The organism is Aeribacillus sp. FSL K6-3256 (genome assembly GCF_037965805.1).
Lineage (GTDB): Bacteria > Bacillota > Bacilli > Bacillales > Aeribacillaceae > Aeribacillus > Aeribacillus composti.
The window spans coordinates 965,824-978,439 of the sequence record NZ_CP150188.1; the positions used below are offsets into that span (position 1 = coordinate 965,824).

The window sequence follows — 12,616 nt, forward strand, 5'->3', positions numbered from 1 at the left end:
TTTTCGAGGGATGAATCTTCTGCATTCTTCAGTCTTTTGCTTAAGCAAAAACTTTAGGCGAATTGATTTGTTTCGTACACGTGAGGATTCCGTAAGCACATTTTTAAAATGTTCAGATTTATCGTTTCATTTTTATTCGTCATTCGATCTTCGAGAAAGGAGAAAGCCAGTCTTTTACGCGGCGCCTCGCCGCAAACATCGAGGCCGATCACTTTTTTTTCATTTAATATTGTCCGCAAATAAAAAAGCAATGTTGCAGCACTCATTGTACCTTGGTCCCAGTTTGTCACCGCCTCCCCTTTTTTTAAAACATCTTTGTCGATGCTAATATAAACAAAATCATTTTGTATTTGTTGAATTTGTTGTAAAATATACGGATGATTTTCAGGTGTATACGGGATGACCTTGACTTTTTCTATTTCTTGTTTTTCTGTCCATTTTGGACCGATGATAATGGCTTTTGTTAAAAAAGGATTGTCTTTTAGCGCAAAAGATAACCATGAGCCGCAAGAAATTGGCATGTTCCTCCCGATTGCAGAATCGTCTAAGTCTGTATGATGGTCAAATAGAAGAAGGGTAAACGGAAGTTTTATTTCATTCAACAGGAGATATGTAACATAGTGATAATCGCCGCTGCCGATGAACGTAATTCCTTTTTGCTTGCGGCTCAACAGCTTTCTTTTTATTACTTTTAACGATTGTCCGTCACAAAACAGCCGGGTTCCTTCTAAATCAGTGAAATCAATGCATTCGTGAGAATACGATTGTAATTTTCTTTGATAATGGTATGTTTCATCAAAATGTAAAATCGTCACACCTTTTTTAACAATCCCCATTTTTTTCACTCCCCAAAGAGACAAAGAAATTTGTTTTCTCTGTTTCTTGTTAAGAGGAAAGCTGATTTACATGTAAAATGGTTCCGCTCGATGCATCGACAATAACTTCAAACTGTTCAGTTTTCCCTTTATAAAAACGGCTGATTCCTGCCTCATACACTTTATAAGATATATCATTTTTTTCATAATCTTGCGGGATGGTGTAAATCCAGGATCCGTTGATTGGGCCTTTTTGTTTAAAAGCTTTTTTCACCGATTCAAGTGCTTTTTCCGGCGAAAGAAACGGCTTTTTATATTCGTTTTTTAATACATATCCGACGGCAATCCCTGCTGCGAAGCCGATCAGGAAATTTTTCCATTTCACAATCTTCCCTCCTTAAACAATTTACTATTAGTATAACGCAGTTTTGTTACATTTGTGGAATATACATTCATCATTCGCTAAAATAAGTTTATACATATTTTGTGTACGTGATGGTCTAAATTAAGCTAAAGAAGGGGATATAAACATGAACAACGAAACGTTGGATTTATTTAAAACATTAACAGAGCTGCCGGGTGCATCAGGCAATGAACACGCTGTTCGCTCATTTATGCGCAAAGAGCTAGAAAAATATGCAGATGAGATCGTTCAAGACAAACTCGGCAGCATTTTTGGAGTGAAAAAAGGCAGTGAGGATGGACCAACTATAATGGTTGCAGGCCATATGGACGAGGTAGGCTTTATGGTCACATCTATTACAGAAAATGGAATGATCCGCTTTCAGCCGCTGGGAGGATGGTGGAGTCATGTTTTGCTGGCGCAGCGCGTGCAAATTATAACTGAAAGCGGTCCGGTGATCGGCGTGATCGCATCCATCCCTCCGCATTTGCTCAATGAGGAAGTTCGGAAAAAGCCGATGGAAATTAAAAATATGCTGATTGATATCGGCGCTGATAATCGCTCAGATGCGGAAGCCATAGGAATCAAGCCAGGACAGCAAATTGTGCCGGTCTGCCCGTTTACGCCGATGGCTAATTCGAAAAAAATTTTGGCAAAAGCTTGGGACAACAGGTATGGATGCGGGCTGGCCATTGAGCTGTTGAAAGAAGTGAAAGATGAAACATTGCCAAACGTTTTGTATTCTGGAGCGACTGTCCAGGAAGAAGTAGGGTTAAGGGGAGCGCAAACGGCCGCCAATTTGATTAAGCCGGACATCTTTTTTGCATTGGATGCGAGTCCTGCCAACGACATGAGCGGGGACAAAAACGAATTTGGTCAGCTTGGAAAAGGTGTTCTGCTGAGAATTTATGATCGGACAATGGTCACTCATCGGGGAATGCGGGAATTTATTCTTGACACAGCTGAAACAAACAATATTCCATATCAATATTTTACATCCCAAGGCGGAACAGATGCAGGCCGAGTGCATATTTCTGGCAGCGGAGTGCCTTCAGCGGTAATCGGGATATGCGCCCGATATATTCATACTCATGCTTCGATTATCCATGTCGATGATTATTTAGCAGCAAAAGAATTGCTTGTGAAGCTCATAAAAGCTTGCGATCGATCCACTGTTGAAAAGATTAAGCAAAACGTTTAACATAAAACATTCCGGAGGGAAAAAATGAATGTCGCAATCGGATCGAAAAACCTGGCGAAAATCAATGCGGTGAAGGAGACCTTTTCTCTTTTGGAAGAGAAGAACATGGAATTCATCTCAGTTGATGTTCCATCCGGGGTTTCAACACAGCCATTTTCCGATGAGGAAACATTGCAGGGGGCATTAAATCGGGCAAAAAATGTCTTTGAAAAAGTTAAACCGGATCTTTCGGTTGGTCTTGAGGGGGGTGTGGATGTTACACCTCGCGGATTGTTTTTATGCAATTGGGGTGCATTAATTGATAAAGATGGAAATGAATATATTGCTGGAGGGGCGAGAATCCCGCTCCCGAATGAATTTCTTGAGCCGTTGAAAAAAGGCTTGGAGCTTGGAGATGTAATGGATGCATATGCGAAAAAAAGAAATGTGAGACATCGAGAAGGAGCAATCGGAATCTTTACAAACGGCTTTATCGACCGTAAAGAAATGTTTGCACATATCGTGAAGCTGTTAATAGGACAATATCAATTTTCCAAAAAAAATTAACTTTGATCGGCTCAGGCATGCGAGTTAGTAGCTTTTTTTGCTGAGATTTGTTACGATGCCAATGAAAAAAGATAAAAGGAGACTTGCAGAGATGGAAAACATTCAATCTGTTGATCATTTTTGGGAGCTTACGAAAGGAAAAAATGCTTTATTTGTATTTTCGGCTGATTGGTGTCCAGATTGCGGGTTTATTAAGCCGCATCTTCCTGAATTGGAAAAGGAGAATCCGCAGTTCGCATTTTATTATGTCGATCGGGATGAATATATCGATTTATGCGCAGAATTAAATGTTTTTGGCATCCCAAGCTTTATCGCATTTAACGAGGGAAAAGAGATCGGACGCTTCGTCAGCAAAGATCGGAAAACAAAAGAGGAAGTTCAGCAATTTTTAGATGGCTTAAATCTTTAATATAAAGAAAATAAAAAGGAGATGATCAGCCTTATGAATTCTGAACAAATGGTCGAATTGTTAAAAGAGAAGTTAAATGATTACTCATTTCACTTTTCATTTAATCGAAAAAAGGATACGTTAAGAATCGAAGATCCAGAATTGAAAAAAGGGCTGACACTCTCCTTGCCAGGTATTATTTCAAAATGGAACGAAAAAAAAGAAAAAGCGATTGATGAATTCGTTTATTACATAACCGAGTCTCTCTCAGCTATGAAAAATGAAGGTGCATTAAGCGGCAAGGAAAAACAGATTTATCCTGTCATTCGCTCAACTTCCTTTCCGGTTGAGTCGAATGGCGTTCCTCTTATTTTTGAGGATCATACTGCTGAGACCCGCATTTATTATGCCCTTGATCTCGGAAATTCGTATCGCCTAATTGATGAACAGATGATGAAGAAGGAGAATTGGACGCGCCAGCAATTGAAGGAAATGGCTGCCTTTAATTTGCGTTCATTGCCGACAAAAGTAAAAGAAGATAAGGTCGCAGGCAATGTTTTTTATTTTTTTAATTCAAATGACGGCTACGATGCCAGCAGGATTTTAAATGAGTCAATTTTAAAAGAATATGAATCAAAAGTTCAAGGGGACATGACTGTCAGCGTCCCTCATCAAGACGTGCTGATCATAGGCGACATTCGAAATGAAACGGGTTATGACGTGCTGGCACAGCTGACGATGAGCTTTTTTACAAATGGGAGGGTGCCGATTACGGCTTTATCCTTTATTTATGAAAACAAAAAGCTCGAACCGATCTTTATTTTGGCAAAAAACCGCAGAAAACTGACGAAAGGAGACGATGACAAGCAATGAATGTATTTTACAATAAAGAAGGAATCGGCGATGTACTCATCATCTCTTTAAAAGATATACCGTATGAACAGAAGCGGTTTGAAAGAAAAGGAGATGTTGTAAAAATATTTGATGCTGAAACTAATGAAACAGCAGGCTTCAACATTTTTCAGGCAACTTCTTATTTTTCGCTTGACGGAAACGGCCAATTAGATGTAACGGCAGAAATGGTGGAAAAGATCAATCAAACAATTGCGCAAAATGGTTTTTCAGATAAGCTGGAGGCGGATTTATCACCGAAATTTGTCGTTGGCCATGTATTGGAAAAAGAAAAGCATCCGAACGCTGACAAATTAAGTGTATGCAAAGTCGATGTGGGGGATGAAGTGCTTCAAATTGTTTGCGGGGCACCGAATGTTGCGGCTGGACAAAAAGTTGTTGTTGCAAAGGTAGGAGCGGTTATGCCAAGCGGAATGGTGATAAAAGAAGCTGAACTAAGAGGCATTTCCTCGAGCGGCATGATCTGTTCGGCAAAAGAATTAAACCTGCCCAATGCACCAAAAGAAAAAGGGATTCTTGTATTGGAAGATAGTCGAAAGCCAGGGGAGCCGTTTTTTAAGTAAAAATGCGATAAAATTTCAAAAAACACGCGGAAAACATTTTGTTTGCCGCGTGTTTTTTATATGATGATTTATTAATTTTTGACTCATTTTAAATCATGATTCAACCGTTCCACTGAATGAAATGAGCGGTGATCAGGAAAATAGCAGATAATCCAAACCAAATTAAAAATAATGGTACATAAAAGCGAACCCATTTTTGCCATGAAACTCCAGCTAGTGCTAGTGCAGCCATAAAATATCCTGAAGTTGGAAATAATATGTTGCCTAGCCCGTCTCCAAATTGGTAGGCCAAAACAGCTGTTTGTCTCGTAACTCCGATTAAATCAGAAAGCGGAGCTAAAATCGGCATAGTAACTAATGCTTGTCCGCTGCCTGACGGAATTAAAAAGCTAAATAGCATTTGGACAATAAACATCCCAATGACACTAAATGTTCCTGGTATTTCGCCTACTATCGTTCCTAGTGTATGGACAATGGTGTCCATTATTTGCCCGTCTTCCATAACTACTGATACTGCTCTGGCAATACCAACAATGATTGCCCCAACTAAAACTTCACGAAAACCGTCATTAAATGCTTCGCAAATATCGTTTAATGTTAATCCAGCGATCAGACCTACAACCACACCCATTATAATGAACAGTCCAGCCATTTCTAACATAAACCAGCCTTGAGTTAAAACACCGTACACTAATAAGACAAAAAAGGATAACAATGCAAAAGAAGCAGCTTTTTGTTTTTTATTCATTTCATTCCTTTTGGATACAGATTGATTGAAGTACATATTCCTTTTAGCATGATCGTCTTTATATACTAAGCTTGCTTCAGGATTCTTTTTAACTTTTTTAGCATATTGCATAATGTAAATCATTCCTGCTAAAACAAAGACAACGAAAGCCGCTATGCGAAAATCTATACCTGAGTATATTGGAAGTCCTGCAATTTTTTGACCTAAACCAGTATTAATAGGGTTAAGAAAGCCTGTCATAAAACCAGCAGTAGTTGCAACTAAAGCAACCGCCGCCGCCACCATTGAATCAAATCCTAAAGCAATAAATAGGGGGAGAATTACAGGTATATAAACTAAACTCAGTTCTTGCGTTCCAATTAAACTGCATATAATTGCGAATACAGTCATTAAAACTGGAATTAACACAATACCATTGGAAGCAAATGTTCTTGCTAGTTTCTCTACTCCTATTTCTATAAGTCCTGTTTTTCGAATAACGGCAAATATACCGCCGATGATCAAAGTGAAAAAAACGATATCACTTGCTGCAACTAATCCTTTTGGGACTGCCATCATAAATTCAACAGGACTTACAGGTGCTGCTTCAACAAAATCAAATGAGTTTGGATCAATCGTTGTTCTTCCTTCAGGTCCTGGAATACGTTCATAAACGCCAGCAGGTACAAAATAAGTAGCGGCTGTAGCAAGAATTATTAAAACAAACAATATGACATAAATATGAGGCATTCTTAATTTCTTTTTCTCCAATTGTGGTTTTTGATTAATAAAAGCTGCATTTTTTACACCTTTTTCAGCTTCCATTTTTTATCCCTCCTCCTCTGTTTGTGACACTTTATGTTCGTTTTTATAACATAATAATTTGTGGTAGCTATTCTGTCATTGGTTATTTTCACTGAAAATGAACTATTTTTTTGTAAAATCTATTAAATTTTACAATTATTTTAATTTGAAAAGCGAAATCATGTTATAAAAAATAACATAAAATTATTTAAGTCTTCAAAAAGTGCTGATTGATATAGAGGTATGTATCGGATGTACGAGCGAAAAAGGGAAGTTAATAAAAACTTATTGAATGTGATAAGAAAACGAAAACAACGAATTTTCAAAAAAGTCTTCCAATCTGTATTAATCTGTTATATATTAAAAATGTAATTTAAAAACTGTTTTATAACAAGGTAGGTGAGGAAACGTGAAGGCTAGTGCAGCATCTAGGCTGGAAGTGAAGGGAACTCTTCTGCCTTCTTATAGGGAGATTTTAACGAACGAAGCCCTTCAGTTCGTCGAAAAGCTTGAACAAACATTTGGTTCAAGAAGAATCGAGCTGCTTGAACTGAGGAAAGAACGGGAAAGGCGAATTAATGAAGGAGAGAAGCCGTCGTTTTTAAAGGAGACGGAACATATTCGAAAAGGGGACTGGACGATACCGCCTGTTCCAAAAGATTTGCAGGATCGCAGAGTTGAAATTACTGGACCTGTCGACCGGAAAATGATTATCAATGCCTTAAATTCAGGCGCAAAAGTTTTTATGGCGGACTTTGAAGATGCAACATCACCGACTTGGGAAAATATTGTGGAAGGACAAATTCACTTAAGGGATGCGGTCAACAAAACGATTGAATATGTGAATGAAAACGGAAAGGTATATAAGCTGAATGAAGAAACGGCAACGCTGATCGTGCGGCCGAGAGGACTCCATCTAGAAGAAAAACATGTCCTATTGGATGGAAAACGGATTTCAGGCAGTCTGTTTGATTTTGGCCTATATTTCTTCCACAATGCAAAAGAACTGATCAAAAGAGGAAGCGGACCTTACTTTTATTTGCCGAAGCTGGAAAGCCACTTAGAAGCCAGATGGTGGAACGATGTTTTCTGTTTCGCGCAAGATGAATTGGGGGTAAAGCGGGGGACGATTAAAGCGACCGTTCTGATTGAAACGATATTGGCCGCGTTTGAAATGGACGAAATATTATACGAGCTGAAAGAGCATTCAGCTGGATTGAATTGCGGCAGATGGGATTACATTTTTAGCTATCTGAAAAAATTCCGAAACGATCAAAACGTCATTTTACCTGATCGGGCGCAAGTAACGATGACGGTTCCGTTTATGAGGGCGTATTCTCTGCTCGCGATTAAAACGTGCCATCGCCGGAACGTTCATGCCATTGGAGGAATGGCAGCGCAAATTCCGGTTAAAGATGATCCGGTGAAAAATGAAGAGGCGTTCCAAAAAGTGCGCGCTGATAAAGAGCGGGAAGCGAAAGATGGACACGATGGCACATGGGTGGCACATCCTGCGCTTGTACCGGTTGCCAAAGAAATTTTTGACCAATATATGAAACAACCTAACCAGATTGATAAACAGCTAGATGTTGAGATTTCAGCAGAACAGCTTCTTGAAGTCCCGGAAGGAACAATTACAGAGCAAGGATTAAGAACGAACATTGATGTCGGCATTCGTTATCTTGCATCATGGCTTTCTGGAAGAGGAGCTGCACCTATCCACAATTTGATGGAGGATGCTGCAACGGCAGAAATTTCAAGGGCACAGGTATGGCAATGGATTCGTCATCCAAAGGGGGTGTTGGAGGACGGACGGAAGGTTACAATAGAGCTTTATGAAAAAATTAAGCAGGAAGAGCTGGAAAAAATAAAACAAGAGTTTGGTGAAGAAGCCTATCAAAAAGGGCGTTTTGATGAAGCGGCGAAATTGTTTGATGAGCTTGTGAGAAATGATGAATTCGTAGATTTTCTGACGCTTCCAGGCTATGAAAGATTAAATTAAAAAATATTTCAAAAAAGGGGAGAGAAAAGATGACATTACAAGAAAAAGCGAGACAATTGCAAGAAAGCTGGGAGAAAGATGAACGCTGGAAAGGGATTACACGCCCTTATTCGGCTGAAGATGTGTTGAAGCTTAGAGGTTCCATTGAAATCGAATATACTCTTGCCAGAAGAGGAGCAGAAAAATTTTGGAATTTAATGAAAACTGAGGAATACGTAAATGCCCTCGGAGCTTTGACAGGAAATCAAGCTGTCCAACAAGTAAAAGCCGGATTAAAAGCAATTTACTTAAGCGGCTGGCAAGTGGCAGCAGATGCTAATCTTGCGGGGCAAATGTATCCGGATCAAAGCTTGTATCCTGCTAACAGTGTGCCGCATGTCGTAAAGCGGATTAATCAAGCTTTGCAGCGGGCAGATCAGATCCATCATATGGAAGGGGATCATTCAATTGATTGGTTCGTTCCAATTGTTGCGGATGCTGAAGCTGGATTTGGCGGTCAGTTGAACGTTTTTGAATTGATGAAGGCGATGATTGAAGCAGGAGCAGCTGCTGTTCACTTCGAGGATCAATTGTCTTCTGAGAAAAAATGCGGCCATTTAGGCGGAAAAGTTTTGCTCCCGACACAAACAGCTATTCGCAATTTGATTGCTGCAAGACTGGCTGCTGATGTGATGAATGTTCCGACTGTTATCATTGCTCGCACTGATGCCAATGCGGCTGATTTGATCACAAGCGACATCGATGACAGGGATAAAGAGTTTATTACTGGGGAACGGACACAGGAAGGATTTTTCCGCACTCGCGCTGGTCTTGATCAAGCGATTGCTAGAGGTTTGGCATATGCGCCATACGCAGACATGATTTGGTGTGAAACATCTGAACCTAATTTGGAAGAAGCACGGAAGTTTGCTGAGGCTATTCATAAAGAATTCCCAGGCAAGTTATTGGCATATAACTGCTCGCCTTCCTTTAACTGGAAGAAAAAGCTTGATGACGATACTATCGCACGTTTCCAAAAGGAAATTGCTTCTTACGGCTACAAGTTCCAATTCGTTACTTTAGCTGGATTCCATGCATTGAATTACAGCATGTTTGAACTTGCACGCAAGTATAAAGATCATGGAATGGCTGCCTACTCTGAACTTCAGCAAGCCGAATTTAGAAGCGAACAGTATGGTTATACAGCAACACGGCATCAGAGGGAGGTTGGAACTGGTTATTTTGATGAGGTTGCCCAAGTGATTACTGGAGGTACTTCTTCTACAACCGCTTTAAAAGGGTCTACGGAAGCTGAACAATTTACCACAACTTAATTGACTGGCCATAATCATTACCTTCACATAGATTGAGCCAATCCTCTGGGATTGGCTTTTTTTTATCATTTAACGCACCCATTTCGCATATTCTTTGGATAGCTCCATAAATTTTTCTCTATCTTTTCGGTCCAGAGCATCATTAATTTTGTCTTCCAGCATTTTTTTTCGATGATTGAACCATGCTTCGTCCAGAATCATTTGGATGTATACATCCATCATGAAGTTTTCTGGATTTTCCTTCACAGAACGGGTCTTCATCAGTTCGGAATAAGATTTCCGGTTTTCCATAACCCATCACCTCTGATGCCTTTTTTATATTATATGGATTTCGGAAGGAAAAATCAACTTATAATTTGTAATTTTTAGAAAAATTATATTAACAATAACATCTTACCTTGATCTAATGCTTTGTATTTAAAAATTTTAAAAAAATATAGAAATTTTGGAATTTTTATGATAGATTTGAATCAGTAAAAAAGAACTATTATATAGAAAAAATTAGGAGGTAAGAATTCTAGTGAGTACGAAGCAGTTTGAGGCAGAAAAATGTATTGTAAATGGGGAAACAATGGCAATTTTGCCTTTTAGAAAAGAACATCACTTGTACGCTAAAATTTTGGAAACTAGCGGAGAGCGCATAGTACCTATTCGACCTGTTTATGTTATTGATCAAAGCTGCCGTTATTATGGTTCAAGCTTTAAAGGAAGAGTTGAAGGATCAAAAGGGCTGCTTGGCATAACAAAAAAGCTTCCGATTGTCATTGATCCTGCCAATTCCCTTTATTTTTTTCCTACTCATTCACCCGCAAGGCATCAGTGCGCCTGGTTTTCCCATTCCCACATTTCCCGCTTTATGAAAACAGATTCGAATTGTACGGAAGTCATATTCCGTAACGGTCAGAAAATAGTTGCTGACATATCTCCATCTTCTTTTTCCCATCAATTTTATAAAACGGCACATCTTCGAACGATTATCTCTTCAAGAATTGAGCAGGAGCAGCGCCGCATGAACACAATCCTTTTTCCGAAGGAGCAGCATGCATATATTTATGAACAGCTCGTTCGCGAATTCAGAAAAGAAGATGGATAAGCTTTATCTTCCGGCACGCAAGCTGTCAATTTGCGTGCTTTTTTCCGTGTTAGAAAATGGGGGAGATTTCATTTTTTCTGTTATAAGGGGACAGGCATTCAACGGGCGAAACAAATAGTCCTGTTCCCTCATCTTCTGTAGCGAACGGTTTGGCCGTTGTCTTTCTTTTAAGATAAAAAGTCTAAGAGGTTGGAATGCCAGATTTTTTTTCAGTTTTAAACAAATAATGTTCAATCAGTTCATTTACTTTATTTCGGATTCTTGGATTGAAGTAGCTGTGGTGTTCTTCGTAGCCGTTATAGTAGAAAGTGTACGTTGTGAATGCTTCATCCTGTTTGGCTTTTAAAACTTTCACCTTTTGTCTGCGCAATTCTTTGCGAACCTCTGCCAAATCTTTTTGTACAAGCTTTAACGCCTCTTCAATTAGATGCAAATAAGGATCTTTCAGCTTGAATGGACTTTTTTTTACGACATTCATGTCTTTGTTCAGCACCGTAGCAGTCATCGGTAAGTAGATCGACTGTTCAATCAAATGGCGAATGTCGGTTGGTATTTTCGACATAGGGAATACCTCGCTTCAAATGGAACATATGTTCTATTTTTATTATAAAACAGGAAAATAAATCATTTCAATTAATTTTTTTCGGCAAAATTTTTCAACTTATGCTCAAAAGGTGTAAAATAAAAGGAGATGTTGAAGTAAGGAGTTAAGATATGGATGTCATTGCATTTTTCGATTCCATTACATTAGAAGATGTTGAACGATTCTTTAAAGAATACCGAGCGCTCGGACCTCTTCCAGGGATTCTGCTTCCGATGCTTGAGGCTTTTTTTCCGTTCTTGCCTCTTATTCTGTTTGTAATTGCGAACGCTAATTCATTTGGACTTTGGTTCGGCTTTTTGTACTCGTGGATCGGTTCATCGGCAGGCGCATTGCTCGTGTTTTTTTTAGTGCGAAAGTTTGGCCGGAAGCGTTTTTTAAATTTTTTAAGCAGACATGAAAAAGTAAGACGAATGATGAACTGGGTCGAACGGCACGGCTTTGCTCCTTTATTTTTAATGCTCTGTTTCCCTTTTACGCCTTCTGCGCTTGTAAATGTAGTAGCCGGTCTTTCCAAAATCAATGTGTGGCAGTTTGCGCTCGCTGTTTTATCAGGGAAGCTCGTGATGATTTTTATGCTTAGCTTATCAGGGTATGATTTACGGGAGCTGATTGAAGAGCCCGTCCGGTTGATCATTGTGTTTGTTGTGATGGCGCTCATGTGGTTTATCGGAAAAAGGATTGAGCAGCGTTTAAATGTTTCGTTAATTAAACGAAAAGATAAAAAGTAGGTGAAGAGCCGTGAGGAAAAAACGAGTTATTGCGGGAATCGTCACTTCAGCTCTTTTATCAACCGTTTTAATTAAAAATATTGCGTTTGCCGCGTACACTGTTGATGGCGTATCGATGCAGCCCACCTTAAAAGAAGGCCATCATTTTTATATAAATAAATTGACGAATCGGTTTAATAAAATTGAACGGTTTGACATTGTCGTGTTTCAGATGCCCGGCGAAAAGCAAGTTTTGGTTAAAAGGGTCATCGGCCTTCCAGGAGAAAAAATTGAATATCGAAACGACAAATTATATGTGAATGGGAAATATGTACCGGAACCATTTTTAAAGAAAAATAAAGAAAAAGTATATGGAAATCCAATCACAGGGAATTTTACATTAAAAGAAATAACTGGAAAAGAAGCGGTGCCGGAAAAATGTATTTTTGTCATTGGCGACAATCGGTTAAACAGCAGGGACAGCCGGCATTTTGGCTTTGTTCATGAAAAAAATGTGATCGGAGAGGTAAAACCGTAA

General features: G+C 39.2%; 15 protein-coding genes. 10 read left to right on the plus strand and 5 right to left on the minus strand.

What is annotated here, in order from left to right; genetic code table 11:
* Window positions 1-53 precede the first annotated feature (53 nt).
* Window positions 54-836: an arginase family protein gene (locus NSQ84_RS04770; protein ID WP_339211130.1), complete on the minus strand. Its 783-nt coding sequence runs from the start codon at window positions 834-836 to the stop codon at window positions 54-56.
* 49 nt (window positions 837-885) lie between these two features.
* Complete coding sequence (locus tag NSQ84_RS04775) at window positions 886-1,200, minus strand: PepSY domain-containing protein (RefSeq protein ID WP_063386612.1); 315 nt, start codon at window positions 1,198-1,200, stop codon at window positions 886-888.
* A 145-nt stretch (window positions 1,201-1,345) separates the two neighbouring features.
* On the opposite strand from NSQ84_RS04775, the gene NSQ84_RS04780 reads away from it, so the two are divergent.
* From NSQ84_RS04780 to ytpR, 5 genes are all read left to right on the plus strand, one after another.
* Entirely contained in the window at window positions 1,346-2,419 is a 1,074-nt protein-coding gene (locus tag NSQ84_RS04780; RefSeq protein ID WP_339212274.1) for a M42 family metallopeptidase, read from the plus strand.
* A 24-nt stretch (window positions 2,420-2,443) separates the two neighbouring features.
* Window positions 2,444-2,965 (plus strand): DUF84 family protein, encoded by a 522-nt coding sequence (locus NSQ84_RS04785; RefSeq protein WP_311067012.1) that lies wholly within the window; start codon window positions 2,444-2,446, stop codon window positions 2,963-2,965.
* Window positions 2,966-3,056: 91 nt separating this feature from the next.
* On the plus strand, window positions 3,057-3,374 hold the full coding sequence (locus NSQ84_RS04790) for a thioredoxin family protein (RefSeq protein ID WP_063386615.1): 318 nt from the start codon (window positions 3,057-3,059) through the stop codon (window positions 3,372-3,374).
* A 33-nt stretch (window positions 3,375-3,407) separates the two neighbouring features.
* A complete protein-coding gene (locus NSQ84_RS04795) occupies window positions 3,408-4,226 on the plus strand; it encodes a DUF1444 domain-containing protein (protein WP_063386616.1) in 819 nt (272 codons plus the stop codon).
* Window positions 4,223-4,828, plus strand: coding sequence for a YtpR family tRNA-binding protein (ytpR, locus tag NSQ84_RS04800; RefSeq protein WP_063386617.1), 606 nt, complete (start codon window positions 4,223-4,225; stop codon window positions 4,826-4,828). The genes NSQ84_RS04795 and ytpR overlap by 4 nt, the downstream gene beginning before the upstream one ends.
* 100 nt (window positions 4,829-4,928) lie before the next feature.
* Here ytpR and NSQ84_RS04805 read toward each other — a convergent pair whose 3' ends face one another.
* A complete protein-coding gene (locus NSQ84_RS04805; protein WP_339212276.1) occupies window positions 4,929-6,380 on the minus strand; it encodes an AbgT family transporter in 1,452 nt (483 codons plus the stop codon).
* Window positions 6,381-6,768: 388 nt separating this feature from the next.
* Between NSQ84_RS04805 and aceB the strand changes: the two genes are divergently transcribed.
* The gene (gene aceB, locus NSQ84_RS04810; protein WP_063386618.1) at window positions 6,769-8,361 is read left to right on the plus strand and encodes a malate synthase A; all 1,593 of its coding nucleotides are present in this window, start codon (window positions 6,769-6,771) and stop codon (window positions 8,359-8,361) included.
* A gap of 29 nt (window positions 8,362-8,390) precedes the next feature.
* On the plus strand, window positions 8,391-9,674 hold the full coding sequence (gene aceA, locus NSQ84_RS04815) for an isocitrate lyase (protein ID WP_063386619.1): 1,284 nt from the start codon (window positions 8,391-8,393) through the stop codon (window positions 9,672-9,674).
* A 69-nt stretch (window positions 9,675-9,743) separates the two neighbouring features.
* Here the strand turns inward: aceA and NSQ84_RS04820 are convergent, their stop codons facing one another.
* Complete coding sequence (locus NSQ84_RS04820; RefSeq protein WP_063386620.1) at window positions 9,744-9,965, minus strand: IDEAL domain-containing protein; 222 nt, start codon at window positions 9,963-9,965, stop codon at window positions 9,744-9,746.
* Window positions 9,966-10,194: 229 nt separating this feature from the next.
* On the opposite strand from NSQ84_RS04820, the gene NSQ84_RS04825 reads away from it, so the two are divergent.
* A complete protein-coding gene (locus NSQ84_RS04825; protein ID WP_082829581.1) occupies window positions 10,195-10,767 on the plus strand; it encodes a competence protein ComK in 573 nt (190 codons plus the stop codon).
* Between the two features lie 181 nt (window positions 10,768-10,948).
* Here the strand turns inward: NSQ84_RS04825 and NSQ84_RS04830 are convergent, their stop codons facing one another.
* The gene (locus NSQ84_RS04830; protein WP_063386621.1) at window positions 10,949-11,329 is read right to left on the minus strand and encodes a hypothetical protein; all 381 of its coding nucleotides are present in this window, start codon (window positions 11,327-11,329) and stop codon (window positions 10,949-10,951) included.
* A gap of 152 nt (window positions 11,330-11,481) precedes the next feature.
* Here NSQ84_RS04830 and NSQ84_RS04835 point away from each other — a divergent pair, with 152 nt between their 5' ends.
* Together NSQ84_RS04835 and lepB are read left to right on the plus strand one after the other, a co-directional pair.
* A complete protein-coding gene (locus NSQ84_RS04835; RefSeq protein WP_063386622.1) occupies window positions 11,482-12,099 on the plus strand; it encodes a TVP38/TMEM64 family protein in 618 nt (205 codons plus the stop codon).
* Between the two features lie 10 nt (window positions 12,100-12,109).
* Window positions 12,110-12,616: a signal peptidase I gene (lepB, locus tag NSQ84_RS04840; protein WP_063386623.1), complete on the plus strand. Its 507-nt coding sequence runs from the start codon at window positions 12,110-12,112 to the stop codon at window positions 12,614-12,616.

Excerpts from the sequence above, each read along its gene's own strand:
- NSQ84_RS04770 (WP_339211130.1), bottom strand. The coding sequence starts at position 836 with ATGGGGATTGTTAAAAAAGGTGTGACGATTTTACATTTTGATGAAACA.
- NSQ84_RS04780 (WP_339212274.1), top strand. The coding sequence starts at position 1,346 with ATGAACAACGAAACGTTGGATTTATTTAAAACATTAACAGAGCTGCCG.
- NSQ84_RS04785 (WP_311067012.1), top strand. The coding sequence starts at position 2,444 with ATGAATGTCGCAATCGGATCGAAAAACCTGGCGAAAATCAATGCGGTG.
- NSQ84_RS04790 (WP_063386615.1), top strand. The coding sequence starts at position 3,057 with ATGGAAAACATTCAATCTGTTGATCATTTTTGGGAGCTTACGAAAGGA.
- NSQ84_RS04795 (WP_063386616.1), top strand. The coding sequence starts at position 3,408 with ATGAATTCTGAACAAATGGTCGAATTGTTAAAAGAGAAGTTAAATGAT.
- ytpR (WP_063386617.1), top strand. The coding sequence starts at position 4,223 with ATGAATGTATTTTACAATAAAGAAGGAATCGGCGATGTACTCATCATC.
- NSQ84_RS04805 (WP_339212276.1), bottom strand. The coding sequence starts at position 6,380 with ATGGAAGCTGAAAAAGGTGTAAAAAATGCAGCTTTTATTAATCAAAAA.
- aceA (WP_063386619.1), top strand. The coding sequence starts at position 8,391 with ATGACATTACAAGAAAAAGCGAGACAATTGCAAGAAAGCTGGGAGAAA.
- NSQ84_RS04820 (WP_063386620.1), bottom strand. The coding sequence starts at position 9,965 with ATGGAAAACCGGAAATCTTATTCCGAACTGATGAAGACCCGTTCTGTG.
- NSQ84_RS04830 (WP_063386621.1), bottom strand. The coding sequence starts at position 11,329 with ATGTCGAAAATACCAACCGACATTCGCCATTTGATTGAACAGTCGATC.
- NSQ84_RS04835 (WP_063386622.1), top strand. The coding sequence starts at position 11,482 with ATGGATGTCATTGCATTTTTCGATTCCATTACATTAGAAGATGTTGAA.